The 14860-nt window shown below is 31.2% G+C and carries 14 protein-coding genes; 3 read left to right on the plus strand and 11 right to left on the minus strand.

Annotation, left to right across the window (positions count from 1 at the left end):
* Positions 1–28 precede the first annotated feature (28 nt).
* Entirely contained in the window at positions 29–1957 is a 1929-nt protein-coding gene (locus tag CLV00_RS08810) for a BatA domain-containing protein (protein WP_099714764.1), read from the minus strand.
* 182 nt (positions 1958–2139) lie between these two features.
* Here CLV00_RS08810 and CLV00_RS08815 point away from each other — a divergent pair, with 182 nt between their 5' ends.
* Positions 2140–3252 carry a lactonase family protein gene (locus tag CLV00_RS08815; RefSeq protein ID WP_099714765.1) on the plus strand — a complete coding sequence of 371 codons (1113 nt, stop codon included), beginning with the start codon at positions 2140–2142 and terminating at the stop codon, positions 3250–3252.
* Positions 3253–3319: 67 nt separating this feature from the next.
* Here the strand turns inward: CLV00_RS08815 and CLV00_RS08820 are convergent, their stop codons facing one another.
* The 8 genes from CLV00_RS08820 to CLV00_RS08855 all read right to left on the minus strand — a co-directional run bounded on the left by CLV00_RS08820 (position 3320) and on the right by CLV00_RS08855 (position 12908).
* Positions 3320–4672 carry a DEAD/DEAH box helicase gene (locus tag CLV00_RS08820; protein ID WP_099714766.1) on the minus strand — a complete coding sequence of 451 codons (1353 nt, stop codon included), beginning with the start codon at positions 4670–4672 and terminating at the stop codon, positions 3320–3322.
* 93 nt (positions 4673–4765) lie between these two features.
* Positions 4766–5128 carry a response regulator transcription factor gene (locus tag CLV00_RS08825; protein WP_099714767.1) on the minus strand — a complete coding sequence of 121 codons (363 nt, stop codon included), beginning with the start codon at positions 5126–5128 and terminating at the stop codon, positions 4766–4768.
* A 12-nt stretch (positions 5129–5140) separates the two neighbouring features.
* Positions 5141–7375: a DUF4838 domain-containing protein gene (locus tag CLV00_RS08830; protein ID WP_233206873.1), complete on the minus strand. Its 2235-nt coding sequence runs from the start codon at positions 7373–7375 to the stop codon at positions 5141–5143.
* Between the two features lies 1 nt (position 7376).
* A complete protein-coding gene (locus CLV00_RS08835) occupies positions 7377–8645 on the minus strand; it encodes a YaiO family outer membrane beta-barrel protein (protein WP_099714768.1) in 1269 nt (422 codons plus the stop codon).
* The gene (locus tag CLV00_RS08840) at positions 8642–10078 is read right to left on the minus strand and encodes a glycosyltransferase (protein WP_099714769.1); all 1437 of its coding nucleotides are present in this window, start codon (positions 10076–10078) and stop codon (positions 8642–8644) included. Before CLV00_RS08840 ends, CLV00_RS08835 begins: the two co-directional genes overlap by 4 nt.
* Positions 10075–11289, minus strand: coding sequence for a HEAT repeat domain-containing protein (locus CLV00_RS08845; protein ID WP_099714770.1), 1215 nt, complete (start codon positions 11287–11289; stop codon positions 10075–10077). Before CLV00_RS08845 ends, CLV00_RS08840 begins: the two co-directional genes overlap by 4 nt.
* 131 nt (positions 11290–11420) lie before the next feature.
* Positions 11421–12185, minus strand: coding sequence for a TIGR02757 family protein (locus tag CLV00_RS08850; RefSeq protein ID WP_099714771.1), 765 nt, complete (start codon positions 12183–12185; stop codon positions 11421–11423).
* A 60-nt stretch (positions 12186–12245) separates the two neighbouring features.
* Positions 12246–12908: an ABC transporter ATP-binding protein gene (locus CLV00_RS08855; protein ID WP_099714772.1), complete on the minus strand. Its 663-nt coding sequence runs from the start codon at positions 12906–12908 to the stop codon at positions 12246–12248.
* A gap of 245 nt (positions 12909–13153) precedes the next feature.
* Between CLV00_RS08855 and msrA the strand changes: the two genes are divergently transcribed.
* Both msrA and CLV00_RS08865 read left to right on the plus strand, forming a co-directional pair.
* The gene (msrA, locus tag CLV00_RS08860) at positions 13154–13702 is read left to right on the plus strand and encodes a peptide-methionine (S)-S-oxide reductase MsrA (RefSeq protein ID WP_099716293.1); all 549 of its coding nucleotides are present in this window, start codon (positions 13154–13156) and stop codon (positions 13700–13702) included.
* 42 nt (positions 13703–13744) lie between these two features.
* Positions 13745–14044: a hypothetical protein gene (locus tag CLV00_RS08865; RefSeq protein ID WP_099714773.1), complete on the plus strand. Its 300-nt coding sequence runs from the start codon at positions 13745–13747 to the stop codon at positions 14042–14044.
* A 12-nt stretch (positions 14045–14056) separates the two neighbouring features.
* Here the strand turns inward: CLV00_RS08865 and CLV00_RS08870 are convergent, their stop codons facing one another.
* A complete protein-coding gene (locus CLV00_RS08870) occupies positions 14057–14359 on the minus strand; it encodes a DUF6787 family protein (protein ID WP_099714774.1) in 303 nt (100 codons plus the stop codon).
* A 32-nt stretch (positions 14360–14391) separates the two neighbouring features.
* On the minus strand, positions 14392–14826 hold the full coding sequence (locus CLV00_RS08875; RefSeq protein ID WP_099714775.1) for a DUF6146 family protein: 435 nt from the start codon (positions 14824–14826) through the stop codon (positions 14392–14394).
* Positions 14827–14860 lie beyond the last annotated feature (34 nt).

The raw sequence follows: 14860 nt of genomic DNA on the forward strand, positions 1-14860 counted from the left end.
TAATTTTTAAGTATTGGACTTTCGTTAATTACTTTACGAATCGTATAATTGCCATTTCGGTTATCAGAAATAACAGTGCAAAGATAACAAACCATTTCCAAATTTGATTATCAGTTCTGTCAGTTTGTAAAGTGTTAAATAGCGATGGGATTGATTCGATTGTTTTATAGTCAGAAAGAATATTGTCATTGGCTGAAGCCAAATCACTTTCGGTTCTATTGTAATTGAAACTGATGTTTTCAATCCATTCTTTTTTATTGTAAATGCTGAAATTTCCCGCTTGTTCCGGATAATCATTGAAAGTCATTTTGACTTTATTATTCAGGATTTGTTGGATAGGAATGAATTGTTCATCTAAGCCTTTTACCGTTAAAATAGCGTCTTTGTTTAAGGATGCTTCGGTCAAATGGGGGTTGTTATCCCCAATTATCAAAGCATTTACGCCATTGTTTTGATTGTTCATCGCCATCTTGTAAAATGTAGGAACAATTAATGGAGATTGCTGGAAATTTGAATTTTCGATATTGATAGGAGCTGCAAAAATTGCAACTGCTGAAACCGAATTTGCTATCGAAGTCAAGAAAACACTTTGGTCCTCATAAGACAAAGCAGCAGGACTGGAGCTGGATAATGCAAATGAACTTTTTGTTTTTGGATACTGAAAATTAGTCACTTTATTTTCAAAAACACTATTGAATATAGGATGATTGAAGTTAATTTTAGTAATCAGTTTTTCTCTGTTTTCTAAAGAATTGAATGTAAGTTTTCCAAAATTTGATATAAAAGAATTCATATTTGAAATTGAACTTATTGCCGAAGGAATCACAATTAAATTGCCACCTTTTTCTACAAAAGATTTTAAAGTAGTTGCCAAAGCTTGCGGGATTTCATCCAATTCATTTAAAACAATCGCATCTTGTTCCTCCAATTTATTGTAATCCAATGCGCTTAAAGTATAATTGCTAAAATTGAATTCTTCACTGGTGTAAATTCGGGAAAGGAAATTGCTTTTCGCCGGTTCTCCAATACTGATTATGTTGGTTTTCTTAGCTTTTGAAATACTAAAATATAACGTATTATCGTAAGTCAATCCATTGTCAACTATAGAGAAATAGCCATGAAAAGCTTGTTTTGGAATCGTGAAGTTGAGGTTTTTTTTCTTTGTGTCTAATGTAACTATCGTCTTTGCAATGAGCTTGTTTTCATTGTATAACGAAATAGGAATCGGGTTAAAATCATCTCCATAACCAGATATTTGGACGCTAATTTCATAAAAATTTTCTAATGTTTTATTGATGAAGACGCTGTCAATAGAAACATTGTTTTTTTGTTCTGCTTTTGGGATTATAAATAAAGGCGAATCAGTTGCATCAGTATTTTTCAGTTGTTTTTCATCAAGACCAACAGCGTCGGTAATGATAACGATATCCTTTTTGAAAGCCGATTTATGTGCTTTTATTTTTGCTATTATATTATCCAATTGGAACGGAGTAGCGCTGTATTTTAAGTTTTGCAAAGCACCACGAACCGATTTTATATCTGTGTTCCAATAATTTTCAGAATTGGTAAGCAAAGAAAAATTTACATTTTCAGGAGTTTCTTCAAGCAGTTCCTGAACAGCACGTTTTAGCAATTCACCTTTTTTGCCTTTGGCTTGCATGCTAAAAGAATTGTCTAAAATAATATACAATTCGTTGTTTGCATTTTTACTGTCTTTTGACTCAAAAAAAGGTTGTGCAAATGCGATAATAATAAAAGCTAGTAGCAATAAACGAGAGGCTAGAAGCAACCATTTCTTGATTTTAGAGCTTTTTCGGGTTTGTATAGAAAGTGCTTTTAAGAAACGAACATTTGTGAAATATTCTTTTTTGAAACGGCGTAATTGAAATAAATGAACCAAAATTGGAACAATCAACAAGAACAGAAAGTATAAAATTTCGGGATGTTTAAAATGCATTCTGAGGTTGAGTTTACTTCACTGGATTTTATTTTCAATGGAGTTCATTGAATTTCGTGAGTCAAAAATACAAATTTGTTGACAGTTTTAGATGAAGTTGTTATAATTTTTCAAAGGAATAAACAATTGACATTCATTATGAATATAATGTGTATTTTAGCTTTTCAATAAAATTTAAAAACATGAAAAAACCGTTTGCTGTTATTCTATTCATTTTCATTTTTACAAGTGTACAGGCACAAAAAAATAAATTCAATTTACTGATTGGAACCTACACTCAAAGCTGTGATAGCAAAGGAATTTATGTATATGATTTTGATTCAAAGACAGGTGATTTCAGTTTTAAAAATGCAACTGAAAAAGTTATAAATCCGAGTTATTTAACGGTTTCAAAGGAGAATAACTTCATTTATGCCGTAAATGAGTTTGGTGCTGAAAGTACGGTAAGTTCTTTTAGTTACAATCCGTCAAGCGGAAAATTAGACTTAATCAACAAGCAAAGTTCAAAAGGTGCTGATCCTTGTTACATCATTAATGACGATAAAAATGTGATAATTGCCAATTATTCTGGTGGGAATATCTCTGTTTTTGGAAAAAATAACGACGGAAGTCTTGCAGAAGCAAAACAAGTTGTGCAACATTATGGTAAAGGAATCAACGCGAAAAGACAAGAAGGTCCGCATGTTCACATGGTTCATTTTTCTCCGGATAAAAAGTTTGTTTTGTCTAACGATTTAGGGAATGACAAAGTATATTCGTATGCCTATAATCCTAATGCTGCAAATACTGTATTAGAATTAAAAGATAGTGTTTCAGTGAAATCTGGAAGTGGACCAAGACATTTAACTTTTAGCAAAGACGGTAAATTTGTTTACTTATTACAGGAACTTGACGGAGCATTAACGGTATTTAGTTATTCAAATGGAATATTGAAAAAGATTGATGAAACCTCCATTTTAGCAAAAGACTTCAAAGGAACATTTAGCTCTGCAGATATTCATATTTCGCCTGACGGGAAGTTTTTATATGCTTCTAATCGCGGTGAAGCAAACACGATTACAATTTTTAAAATTCTAAAAAACGGAAAATTACAATTACAAGGGCAAACCAGTACTTTAGGAAAAGGACCTAGAAATTTTGCCATTGATCCAAGCGGGAATTTTCTTTTGGTAGCACATCAATATACTAATGACGTAGTGATTTTTAAAAGGAATAAAACTACGGGAGCACTTAAAGATACTGGCAAAAAAATTGCTTTATGTTCTCCAGTTTGCTTGGTTTTTACAAAGAATTAAAATAGTAATTTAGAATCACAAAAAAAGGCTAAAAAATGATTGTCATTTTTTAGCCTTTTTTTTTGTACTATTTATTCTTGTCTTTTCTCTTTTTATCTCTGGTTTTTAGCATATTCCTATTGACAGAACCATGTGTTTTTTTCTTGGTTACACCAGGTCCACCCAGGTTGACTTTCTTGTTCTTTTTACTTTTTTCTTGAAAAGCGCCATCTCCTGCCAGTTTTTGTTTTTTCATCAAAAACTTAATCGGTTGTCTGTCTTTTTCAGGTTCGATTAATTTTGCAGAAACTTCAACTGTTTCCGGGAAAGGCTCGATTGCTAATTCCATATTCATAAGTACTTCGACTTCCACTTTGAATTCTTCTTCACGAGGAGCGATAAGGCTTATAGCTGTTCCTGTTGCATCTGCACGACCGGTTCTACCAATTCTGTGCATGTACAATTCCGGCATTTCTGGCATTTCAAAATTGACAACGTGGGTAATATTTGAAATATCTAAACCTCTTGCCATAATATCAGTAGTAATCAAACCACGAAGATTTCCTTCTTGAAAGGAAGCCATTGTACTCAAACGATAATTTTGTGATTTATTGGAGTGAATTACACCAAACTGACCATCAAAATCTTCTTCGATTCGTTCGTGTAACATATCCGAAATCTTCTTATTATTTACAAAAACCAAAACACGACTCATGTCTTCGTTAGATTCTAATAAGTGTTTTAATAGATTTACTTTGGTATTGAAATTGGGAACATTATAAGTAATTTGCTTGATGTTCTCCAATGGAGTTCCTGATGCCGAAAGCGTAACTTCTTCCGGATAATCAAAATAGTCATTCAATATAGCATCTACATCATCTGTCATAGTTGCTGAAAAAAGTATGTTTTGACGTTTTTTAGGCATCATGGCCAAAATAGCGGTCAATTGAGTTCGGAAACCTAAATTAAGCATTTCGTCAAACTCATCGATTACCAATTTTTGCATTTCTTCAAAACGAATCACATTGTCCAGCGTTAAATCCATGATTCTTCCTGGAGTTCCCACTAGTATGTCGCAACCTTGATAAACGGTTGTTTTTTGGGTATTAATATTTACACCACCAAAAATTCCAATAGTTCGAACGGACATGTATTTCGTCAATTTTTCTACTTCTTCCACTACTTGTACTACAAGCTCACGTGTAGGAACCAGAATTACTATTTTAGGAGTATGTCCCGGAGTAAATTTATATAATTTTAATAAAGGCAATAGGTATGCAAATGTTTTACCAGTACCGGTTTGTGCAATTCCCATCATATCTCTACCAGACATAATCACAGAAAAAGTTTTTTCCTGGATGGGAGTTGGAGAAGTAAATCCTAAATCATCTATTGCTTTTTGTACAGATTTAGGGAGATTGAATTGTTCGAAAGTACTCATTTGCTTAAATTTTGTGCAAAGATACGTTTTTTATGAGGATACTGACATTAGGTAATGGTATTGTTATTTTTAGATTGGTTTACACACAACCTTTTAAACAAAACGTTTTACTCTTAAAACTAATTCGATAGGATTAAATGGTTTGGCTATGAAATCATCCACACCCAATTTAAAACCTTCAATAACTGTTAAATCTTCCTTACCTAAAGCCGAAACTATTATCACTGGAATGCTTGGATAGTTTTTTTTAGAATAGGCGGTAATTTCCAGTCCGGATTTATAAGGCATCATAATATCGGTGATAATTAAATCGGGCTGTAGGATTCCTATTTGATCAATTCCATCATTACCATCTCTGGAGATGTACGTTTCATAACCTTCTTTCTTTAAAATAAAATCTAGAATTTTAATGATTAAGTTATCGTCTTCTATTATTAATATTTTTTTTTGGCTCATTTTAAGTGTTTTTTATTTATTGTAGAGTTCAATCTCATCAATCATTATCATTGGTTTTTTTTGTTTTCGCTTTCGCCAAATTGGTAAATCATCTTGATTATCAATTAGTAGCTTTATTTTATCAAACTTACTAAAGTTTTTACTGTCCATCTCTATCTGTTCTGTTTTAATAACAAAATTTTCTGTTAAATCCCCGATAAATTTCTCCGTAATCAGCAACCATTCTTCATTATTAAAACCGTAAATAGAAATTTTCTTTGGTTTAAAAATCCAATGTCTTTGATTGTCAAGAAAGTTTATTTTGATTTGGTTAAAATTCATTTTGTTGGTAATTAATTCTATCTCTGGATTAGTTCCATACCACCCAATCCAGTTGATGTTATAATCTTTATAACCTTTAATTCCATCAATTAAGCCGTAGCTTCCTTTTCCTGTAAATTCTTCTGCGGGTAATGTCAGGAAATTAACCTTTAGTTTTTCTCCAAGATGATTTGTAGAGTCTTTGGCTATTTCGAGCCATTCTTCGTAATACTGTTCTGGAGATAAACCACCTTCACTTAATTCATAAATTCCTAATTCAGTGCAGTTTTTTGTAAAATTCAGCACTCTTTCGGTTATTCCATTTCTTATTTCTTTTTGGCCTTTTTCATTAACTATAAACATACCATGTTGATCCTTGCCATAAAATTTTGATTGTTCAAAAAATACATATTCCAAGGCCAATCGTAATTTTTTGACTCTTGACTCTAATATTGGTTCTTGATTAACCGCATATGCAGCTTCATTAATCAAATTATCATATTGATACATTGCTTCCGGTGATAAAAATGTATTTCTGCTTTGAACCGGACCTGAATAAATGTCGAGATATGAATTAGATTTTTGTTGATTTTCGGATAAAAGATTTAAATACTTTCTAATATGAGGTGCTGCTTTACCGTAAAAACCTCTTAGGAAATCATCTGTAGTAGCTTCAATATCAATATCAGTATTCCATAATAATTTGGCCAAAAGATATTGTCTTAATTCTGTGAAATCACCTGGAACATCTGCATATCCTTGTACAAATAATCCTTTTACATTATTTTTTTCAAAGAATTTATAATTGTCTGAAAAAGTATGAATGTTAGGAAATGGAGACAAATAGTTTGAAAACTGCACTGTATAATCCCATAAATATAAATGAGATGTAGTTTTGTTCCAATCTTGTAATGTTTTTCTAAAAGATTTACTGTAAGTATCTTCCAGAATAGCCTTTCCACGATTCAATTCAATTGGGCAAAATAGGGTATAAATATTTGGCTGTAATTTTAAATTTGTTGGAGGCTTAAATGTATGGAGATATGCTAACGTTACTATTTTTGTTTTTGGAAAATGTACTGCAATTTTGTTTAAAAAATGATAAAGAGAGCCTTGAGGGCCTCCATATTTATTGTTTATAGATTTGCATTCATGGCATTCGCAATAGATTACATCGTCATTTTGACTTACAGAATAGAATGAAGCATTTGGGTTTTGCACAATCACTTTCTGCATTTTTTGTATTACTAAATCTACTACGGTGTCATTAGTCATACAAAGAGATTCGCCGTTTCGGTTTCCTTCATACAATGCAAAAAAAGTTGGATTCTTTTTGAAATATTCTTTAGGCCGTAAAAGTTTACTAAACGAATGTCCCCATACACTAAAGTCCTCTAAATGCCAATCCAGTTTATGCCAATCTCTGAAATTTTCATCGTAAGCATCTGGATATAATAACATCCGATACTCAAAAGAAGGTTTGTGATATTGCTCCGTGTTTTTTGTAAATGCAACAGCATCTAATTTTGGAATGTAAGTTTCTTTAGCATTGAATTTTCTAAATCCCCAACTTTCTAATAAAGTATAAACGGCGTAGCGTAACAATTTTTCATTTGGAGCAATCAAAAAAATATCAGTTGCATTGCTTTTAATTATAAAACTATTATCAGTATTTAATTTCTTTAAGTTTGATATGCTGAGATGAATTTTTGAGTTTTTTTCAATTGAATTATTTTCGTTTTGAATCAAAAATGAATTAGAAAAAGATTTATCTAAATACGATTTTAGCACTATTGCAGCAGGTCTTGCTTTCTCTGATGCAATAGTGATCGAGTTTTCTTTAGTTGTTTGATTCTTAATAACAATATCAGATTGAGCCATCATTTTGAAGCTTAAAAGAAAAAGGATAAATACTATTCTGTTTAAATTCAATTTTTTATGAAACATTTTAGAATTTATATTGGAACATTAAAGATATTTCTAATTCGTTTTGTTTTAAGTTTGGAGCGTATTCCTGATTATTAAATGTTGTTTGAATTCCTGTCAGATAGTGATTGTTGAATAATTTGTAATATCCAGCGCCAATTCTATAGGAATTAAGACTTACCCTTTGATCGAACTGACCTATGGTAGTTCTCTCATCTGGGGACGTTCCATATCCAGCTAATAATGAAATATAATCATATTTTGTATCAAAATAATATCTGGTTGTCAGTGAGAATGAAGGATGGTAGTCCTTGTCATTATTTTGTAGGTAGGATCTAAAATTTATCCAATAGGCACCTATATATTTACCAACCCCCAAAACAATTGTTCTAGTTTCTGTATTTTCTGATTCAATGTATCGAAACCCTAAATCAGCTTCCCAACCCTTTTTAAAATTTTGATAAAAAGAATATCCTACTCTTAATTTTGGAAAAACTACATCTTGACTGTATGCTATACTTACGTATGAATAATTATTTTTCCCTGTAAAAAAATAGGATTCTGCTTCAAATTGCTTGCCTTCAGCAATACTTTCTCCGGAAGATAATCTATTTGCATAATTAATTCGTCCTATTAAAGAACCCCAGCCACGTTCTCTAATATATTGTATACTTCCCAAATGCCATGGGCCATAACCTTTTCTGTTGAATGTTGTATAACTATAATTAACGCCCAGCCTGTCAGAGTTTATTTTTGATTCTATAAGAAAAAGACTTTGTTTAATTTCAGGGTCGTTTGGATATTTTACTTGTAACGATTGTACATAATTATATTCTTTTTTAGTTTCATTTTGTAATTGATAAAGCACTATTTTCTTTTTTTGAAAATCTCTGTTTTCAGGGTGCATTAAAATGGCTTCATCTATTGTTTTTTCGGCCTCTAAGTAGTCTTCTTTTTCTAATTCTATATTGATTAGATAGTTGAAAGCATCATCGTTAGAGTTCGTTTTTTTGATGAAATAGTTGTAGTAGTAGGTCGCACTATCTTTATTTTTCAATAAATCGTGGTTACGTCCTAATATTAGATAATAATCAAGATAATTTGGTGCTATTTTTTTAGCTATCAATGCTCTTTGAATATTTTTTGCATAATTTTTTTCATTCTGCATGTCTTTTATGATTACTGTTAAAAGACTGTCGGTATCAATTTTTTGTGCGTTTATTTTTTGACTTGAAAAAATAAATATTAAAATGAAAAGACCGACTATATTTAAAATTTTACTATTCCTCATGATATTTGTTTTTGTTCCATAGTGAATCCTTTACGCACCATAACTCCCCATTTTTGTTCTTTTTGTCTTAGAAAGTGCCAATAGCCCTTTAAGGAAGCATAAACATTGAGTGGATGGAAGACAAAAGGCTCAATAAAAATCATTACTATTAAAATTAACACCTCTTTAATACCAGTATAGTGCTTATAGATTAATTGATCTAAAAACACAGAAATTAGAGTTATACTGATGTAAAATAGATATACAAAAGCACTACCAATCAATAAAAAATCATAGTTAATATTAAAGAATAGCAGATCAATTGTTAAGACAATTAAGCCTAAAATTTCTAAAATTGGGACTGCAAATTCATAAAGCAAATAATACGGAAAAATTAGGAGGCCAGTTTTACCGTATTTTGGATTTAAAAATACATCTTTATGTAAATATAATGTTTGAACTAATCCTCTGGCCCAACGTACTCTTTGTCTTAAGAATATAGTCATACTGGCAGGTACTTCAGTCCAACAAAGGGATTCTGGGATGTATATTATTAAGAATTTTTCTTTTTTCTTGTGCATCAGTTTTCTCATTCGAGTGATGAGTTCCATATCTTCACCAAGTGATTTGTGCCAATATCCGCCAGCTTCAATAACTGTTTCTTTATCGAACATTCCTAAGCCGCCCGAAACTAACAGTAAACCATTAATTTTACTCCAAGCCATCCTTCCAAATAGGAATGAACGGATATATTCCAGTTCCTGAAAACGAGCAAAAAAATTATCAGGGAAATGCGATTTAAAAAGCATTCCATCTTTAAACTCACATGAATTTGAAATTCGTATGGCCGCCCCAGTCGCAATTACTTTCTCAGTATTTTCGATAAAAGGTTTGGCAAGCATTGAAATCGTATCTTTTCTTAAAATGCAATCTACATCGGTACAAATGAATAAGGAATATTTAGCAGAATTGATACCAGCATTTGATCCGTCGGCTTTACTCTTTCCGTTTTCTTTATCTACAACTAAAAGTTTCGAATATATAGGATTCGTTGACTTATAATGTCCTCTTACGGGTTGTGTCGGTATTTTATCTTGATAGAAAAAGTCTACTTTAACTAAATTAAACTCTCTGATTAGTATTTCAAGAGTTGCATCAGTACTTCCGTCATTAACAATAACTACTTCAAATTTTGGATATTCTTGAAAAAGTAATGATTTAACGTTGTATACAATTGTAGTTGCTTCGTTAAATGCTGGAGCAACTATAGAAACGCCAACTGTATGATTCGATTTCACCAGTATTTCTTTAAGTAAGAAATACTTAGATTTATAATACTTCTTTATTGCAGTCCAAGATAATATAGCGAGTAATAAATAAAATACGATATAACTAATGGAATAATAAGCAATGTAGGTTTCGTAGGTTTTAATAATGTTTTCTAGGGTACTCAATTTAGATATGGGTTATTTACATGTAAAACAATTCTTTTTATGATTTCATTTTCTGATGCATCTTCTGTTTTGTAGGTATTAAAAAAAGTGGCATCAATTTTATTAATACAATTAACAATTTCAAATTTTATTTCTAAATCTGATTCTGCTAAAAGAATGCTTAAAGCAAAATCTTTGGTATCATTATCACCAATAGCACCCATTGTTTTTAAGGCAGAAATTTTATTTCGCTTATCTGTTTCTTTTGAATAATGGTTTATTAAAAGTTCATTGGCTTCTATGATGTATAAATTTCGAATGACTAAGTAAGTTTCTCTTCGTACCTTACTATTAGTATTATTTAAGAGATGGCTTATTTGATCAATTGTTAAAGTTTCTCTATATCGAATCATTAATTTAATGGCTAGTATTACTACGGAACTATTTTTATTATAGAGCCATTCATTAATTTTTTTAGGTAAAGCAGACTTTTTTTGATGAATTATATCAAGGATTTTTAGCTCATCTGCATATGATATTTGTTTTTCATAATTGCTTAAAAAATCAAACTTTTGATCAGAAAGCGAAATTACCGCAATCAATGCATTCGATTTTAGAAATTTATTTTTAACATATATATTAGGTCTTATATATCCTGTTTTAATTTTATATTCTAATATTTGATAATGGTAAATTCCTAACAATTTATTTTCCCAGCTCCTGCTTCTAATCAATTTTTTACTGTAATCGTGAAACCCAAAATATTTGTAAATTAATAGCATTTGATGTGGATTAACTCCATTAATATTTCTTTTGATGGTAATGATTTTATTTAGAATAATACCTTTACACCATTTTTTTTTAAAAGGCACTTCTTCTTTAAATAGCTTTATCTGTTCTTTTATGTGTTTAGAATCATAATTAGAAAATATAATCTCAGTAAGAAAATCGTTTATTTTAATATCCACTTCATTTTTTATAATTATTTTTTTTTCAAAGCCATAGCGATTGACAATCAATAATATAACAAAAGAAATAATAACAATCAAGAGAAATGGGATGATGATGTATTTAAACAGATCAAAAGAAAATTCAGCTTTGAATAATGAATAATTAAAAGTCAATAATTCATTTTTAATAGTTTTGTAGCTTATTTCAGCATCTAATTTTTTAAATAAAAGCGTGGTAATATTAGTAATGTGTTTTAATAAATTATACAAGTAATTGGTCATGCTTTATCTAATTAGGCCTTAAATTAAGTGATTCGGGTGTCGTGAATGAATATTATATTGTGTAATAAATCGAGTGTGTGTGCCATAAGTCGATAAATATATATAAAATACACATTAACTATGTGTTAAATTTAAAATTTTTCGAAAACACCTAATCCAAATAAAGCGAAATCATATTTCACTGGATCATTTGCGTCAAATTCACGAAGTTTTAAATCTAATTCCGCTAAGGCTTTTCCATCATTTTGTTTTCTGGTCAGCAATCCTAGTTTTCGTGCGACATTACCGGAATGCACATCCAATGGACAGGATAATGAAGCAGGAGAGATAGTTTTCCATATTCCTAAATCGACACCTTTAGTGTCCTGGCGTACCATCCAGCGTAAATACATGTTTATTCGCTTGGCTGCAGAATTGTTCAGAGGGTCTGAAATGTGTTTTTGGGTTCTAGATTGATGGGGAATTTCGAAGAATGTCTTTTTGAATTCCGAGATACTATTTTGCATGGTTTTTAACTCTTGGTTTTTAGCATATACGGATTCTAATCCATCATGGTTTTCATAGATGTTTTTTAGACTTCTGATAAAACTTGCAAAATCCTGACCGTTAAAAGTGCGATGCACAAAATTTTCTAGTCGTTCCAAATCATTTTCGGAATGTGACATAACAAAATCATAAGGTGCATTTCCCATTAAATCCATCATTTTATGGGAGTTTTTTATAATCATTTTGCGATTTCCCCAAGCTATTGTAGCACTTAGAAAACCGGCAATTTCGATATCTTCTTTTTGTGAAAACAAATGTGGAATTTGAACAGGATCACTTTCGATAAAGTCGAGCGTGTTGTACTGTACCACTTTTTCGTCAAGAAACGATTTGAGTTCTGAAGAATTCATTTTCTATATTAAAGTTTAATGCGGCTCTTAGTGTCGAATGAACTTTAAACCTGAAATTTTTTAGTTACTAATCAATCCATCTATCATTACTAATTTTCTATCGGCCATATTCGCTAAATCTTCATTATGGGTCACAATGACAAAGGTTTGCCCAAACTCATCACGCAATTTAAAGAATAATTGATGCAGGTTTTCTGCCGAAGCAGTGTCAAGATTTCCCGAAGGTTCATCTGCAAAAATGATTGCAGGTTTGTTGATTAAGGCTCTTGCAACCGCTACACGTTGTTGTTCTCCGCCAGAAAGTTCATTGGGTTTGTGATTCATTCGATGGGAAAGTCCAAGATAAGTCAGCAGTTTTTTTGCCTCAATCTCCGTTTCCGATTTTGATTTATTAGCAATGAAAGCGGGAATGCAAACATTTTCTAAAGCCGTAAATTCAGGTAATAATTGATGAAATTGAAAAATAAAACCTAAATTTAAATTTCTGAATTTAGATAAGGTTTTGTCATTCATAGTCAGAATGTCTTCATTATTGATGCGTAATTCAATTCCGTTTTCGACTGTAGGCTTGTCTAAAGTTCCAAGGATTTGCAAAAGAGTCGTTTTTCCGGCTCCCGAAGCCCCTACGATAGAGACAATTTCTCCTTTTTGAATATGTAAATCGACTCCTTTCAACACATGTAGTTGATCGTAATATTTATGTAGATTTTTGGCTTGTATCATTTTGAAACTATTTTCACAAAGAAACAAAGATTTTAATGATTATTAAATGCATCCCAATATATTTTGCTTTGACAAAATATAAACTTTAGTTAATATCGAATAATCAGTTCGTTTTAATGAATAAATTTGATTCTAAATTGGTAATGATGAAAAAAATAATTGGTATTTTTCTGGCGCTATTGCCTTTTTCATTTTGTGCAAAAGAAAAGAGTAGTGTTGTGCCAAAAAGTAAAGAAATAAAAAATATGGAAATACAAAACGGATTGGAAGTTGCAACCTTCGCAGGAGGTTGTTTTTGGTGTACAGAAGCAGTTTTTTTAGAATTAAATGGAGTAAAAAAAGTTGTTTCAGGATATATTGGCGGCAATACGGTGAATCCAACCTACAAGGATATTTGTAATGGAGATACGGGCCATGCGGAAGCTATTGAAATTACTTTTGATCCAAGCCAAATAAGTTTTGGAGAATTATTGGAAATATTTTTTGCTACACACGACCCAACCACGTTAAATCGTCAAGGAAATGATGTTGGAACGCAATATCGCAGTGAGATTTTTTACCATAATCCTACTCAAAAACAAGTTTCGGAAGATTATATTGCTTTGATGACCAGTGAGAATACGTTTGGCAAACCAATTGTGACTAAGATTTCTGCAGCTTCTAAATTTTATGAGGCCGAAGATTATCATCAAAACTATTACAATCAAAACAAGACTCAAGGATATTGCAGTTATGTGATAACTCCAAAAATTGAGAAGCTTAAAAAAATGTATCAAGACAAGCTCAAAAAATAATTGGCATTGGATTTGTACAACTTTCTGATAAATTGAAATAGTATGAGAGAACAAGTGCCCGTTAGTGCAGAAAACAATAAAACAAGGAATCTTATATTAGGAATTCTGTTTGATGCAATAGGATTAGTATCGTTTACGGTTCCGTTGGTTGGAGAATTCTCAGATGTAATTTGGGCGCCATTAGCTGGGTTTTTAATGACTTGGATGTATAAAGGAACCATAGGACGAGTAGGAGGAGTGGTTACTTTTCTGGAAGAAATTTTACCGTTTTCAGATTTTATACCAACGTTTACATTGACTTGGATTTATAAGTATTGGATTAAAAACAAAAACGCCTCATAACAGAGGCGTTTTTTATTCTTTAAAAAGAAATCCCAATCCCATACGTTTCAGCATCTTTTTTTCGAAAGCCCAAAAGAAATTGAACTGCCCAAAAAGAAATCCAATTAGGACTAAAAGCACTTGGTATATAGGGAAGATTAAAATTAATCGCACTGGTGTAAACCAATATCCTAAGTCTTCTTTTGTAATTCCCAACCAAAAACAAAATGGTTTTGACAACCATGCAGAAGCCGATCCGGTAATTGCAAAAACGATAAATATGATTATGAGTTGGAAATTAGTTTCAATTCCCCAACGTTGTTTTAGTTTATTCATTTTTATTTATAATGATTACAAATATAGTAACATTATCTGATGGGGACTAAACCAAAAAGTTTTTGTTTGTAGGTATTTTGAAAATAAATCATGTAATTGTAAATCAGATAATTTACTTCGTAACCATAATCAATATTTGGATCATAATTGATGGACATTTCATATAAATTCGGATTGTATCGCATAGGTTGCATAACACGACTATTCCACTCGCTGACATAAAATTGATTTTTATTTTCTAAATAGCTTTGCGAATGATATCCTCTTGGAAACGCTCTGGAGTTAAGCCAAGTACTAAAACCGGGATCAATGATAATTACTTCATATTCGAGCTCGTCATTGGCAATTCGCACAGTATCACCTTGAGTTGCAATGGGCTTTTCAGTACTTGGAAAATTAGACTTTGAAGTGTTACAACTAAAAATAGAAACTAGAATAATTGCTAATAGATAAACACTATTTTTCATAATCAGAAAATTGAATATTAAATTTACAAAATTA

Origin of the sequence: Flavobacterium sp. 11, assembly GCF_002754315.1 — a bacterium.
Taxonomy (GTDB): Bacteria; Bacteroidota; Bacteroidia; order Flavobacteriales; family Flavobacteriaceae; genus Flavobacterium; species Flavobacterium algoritolerans.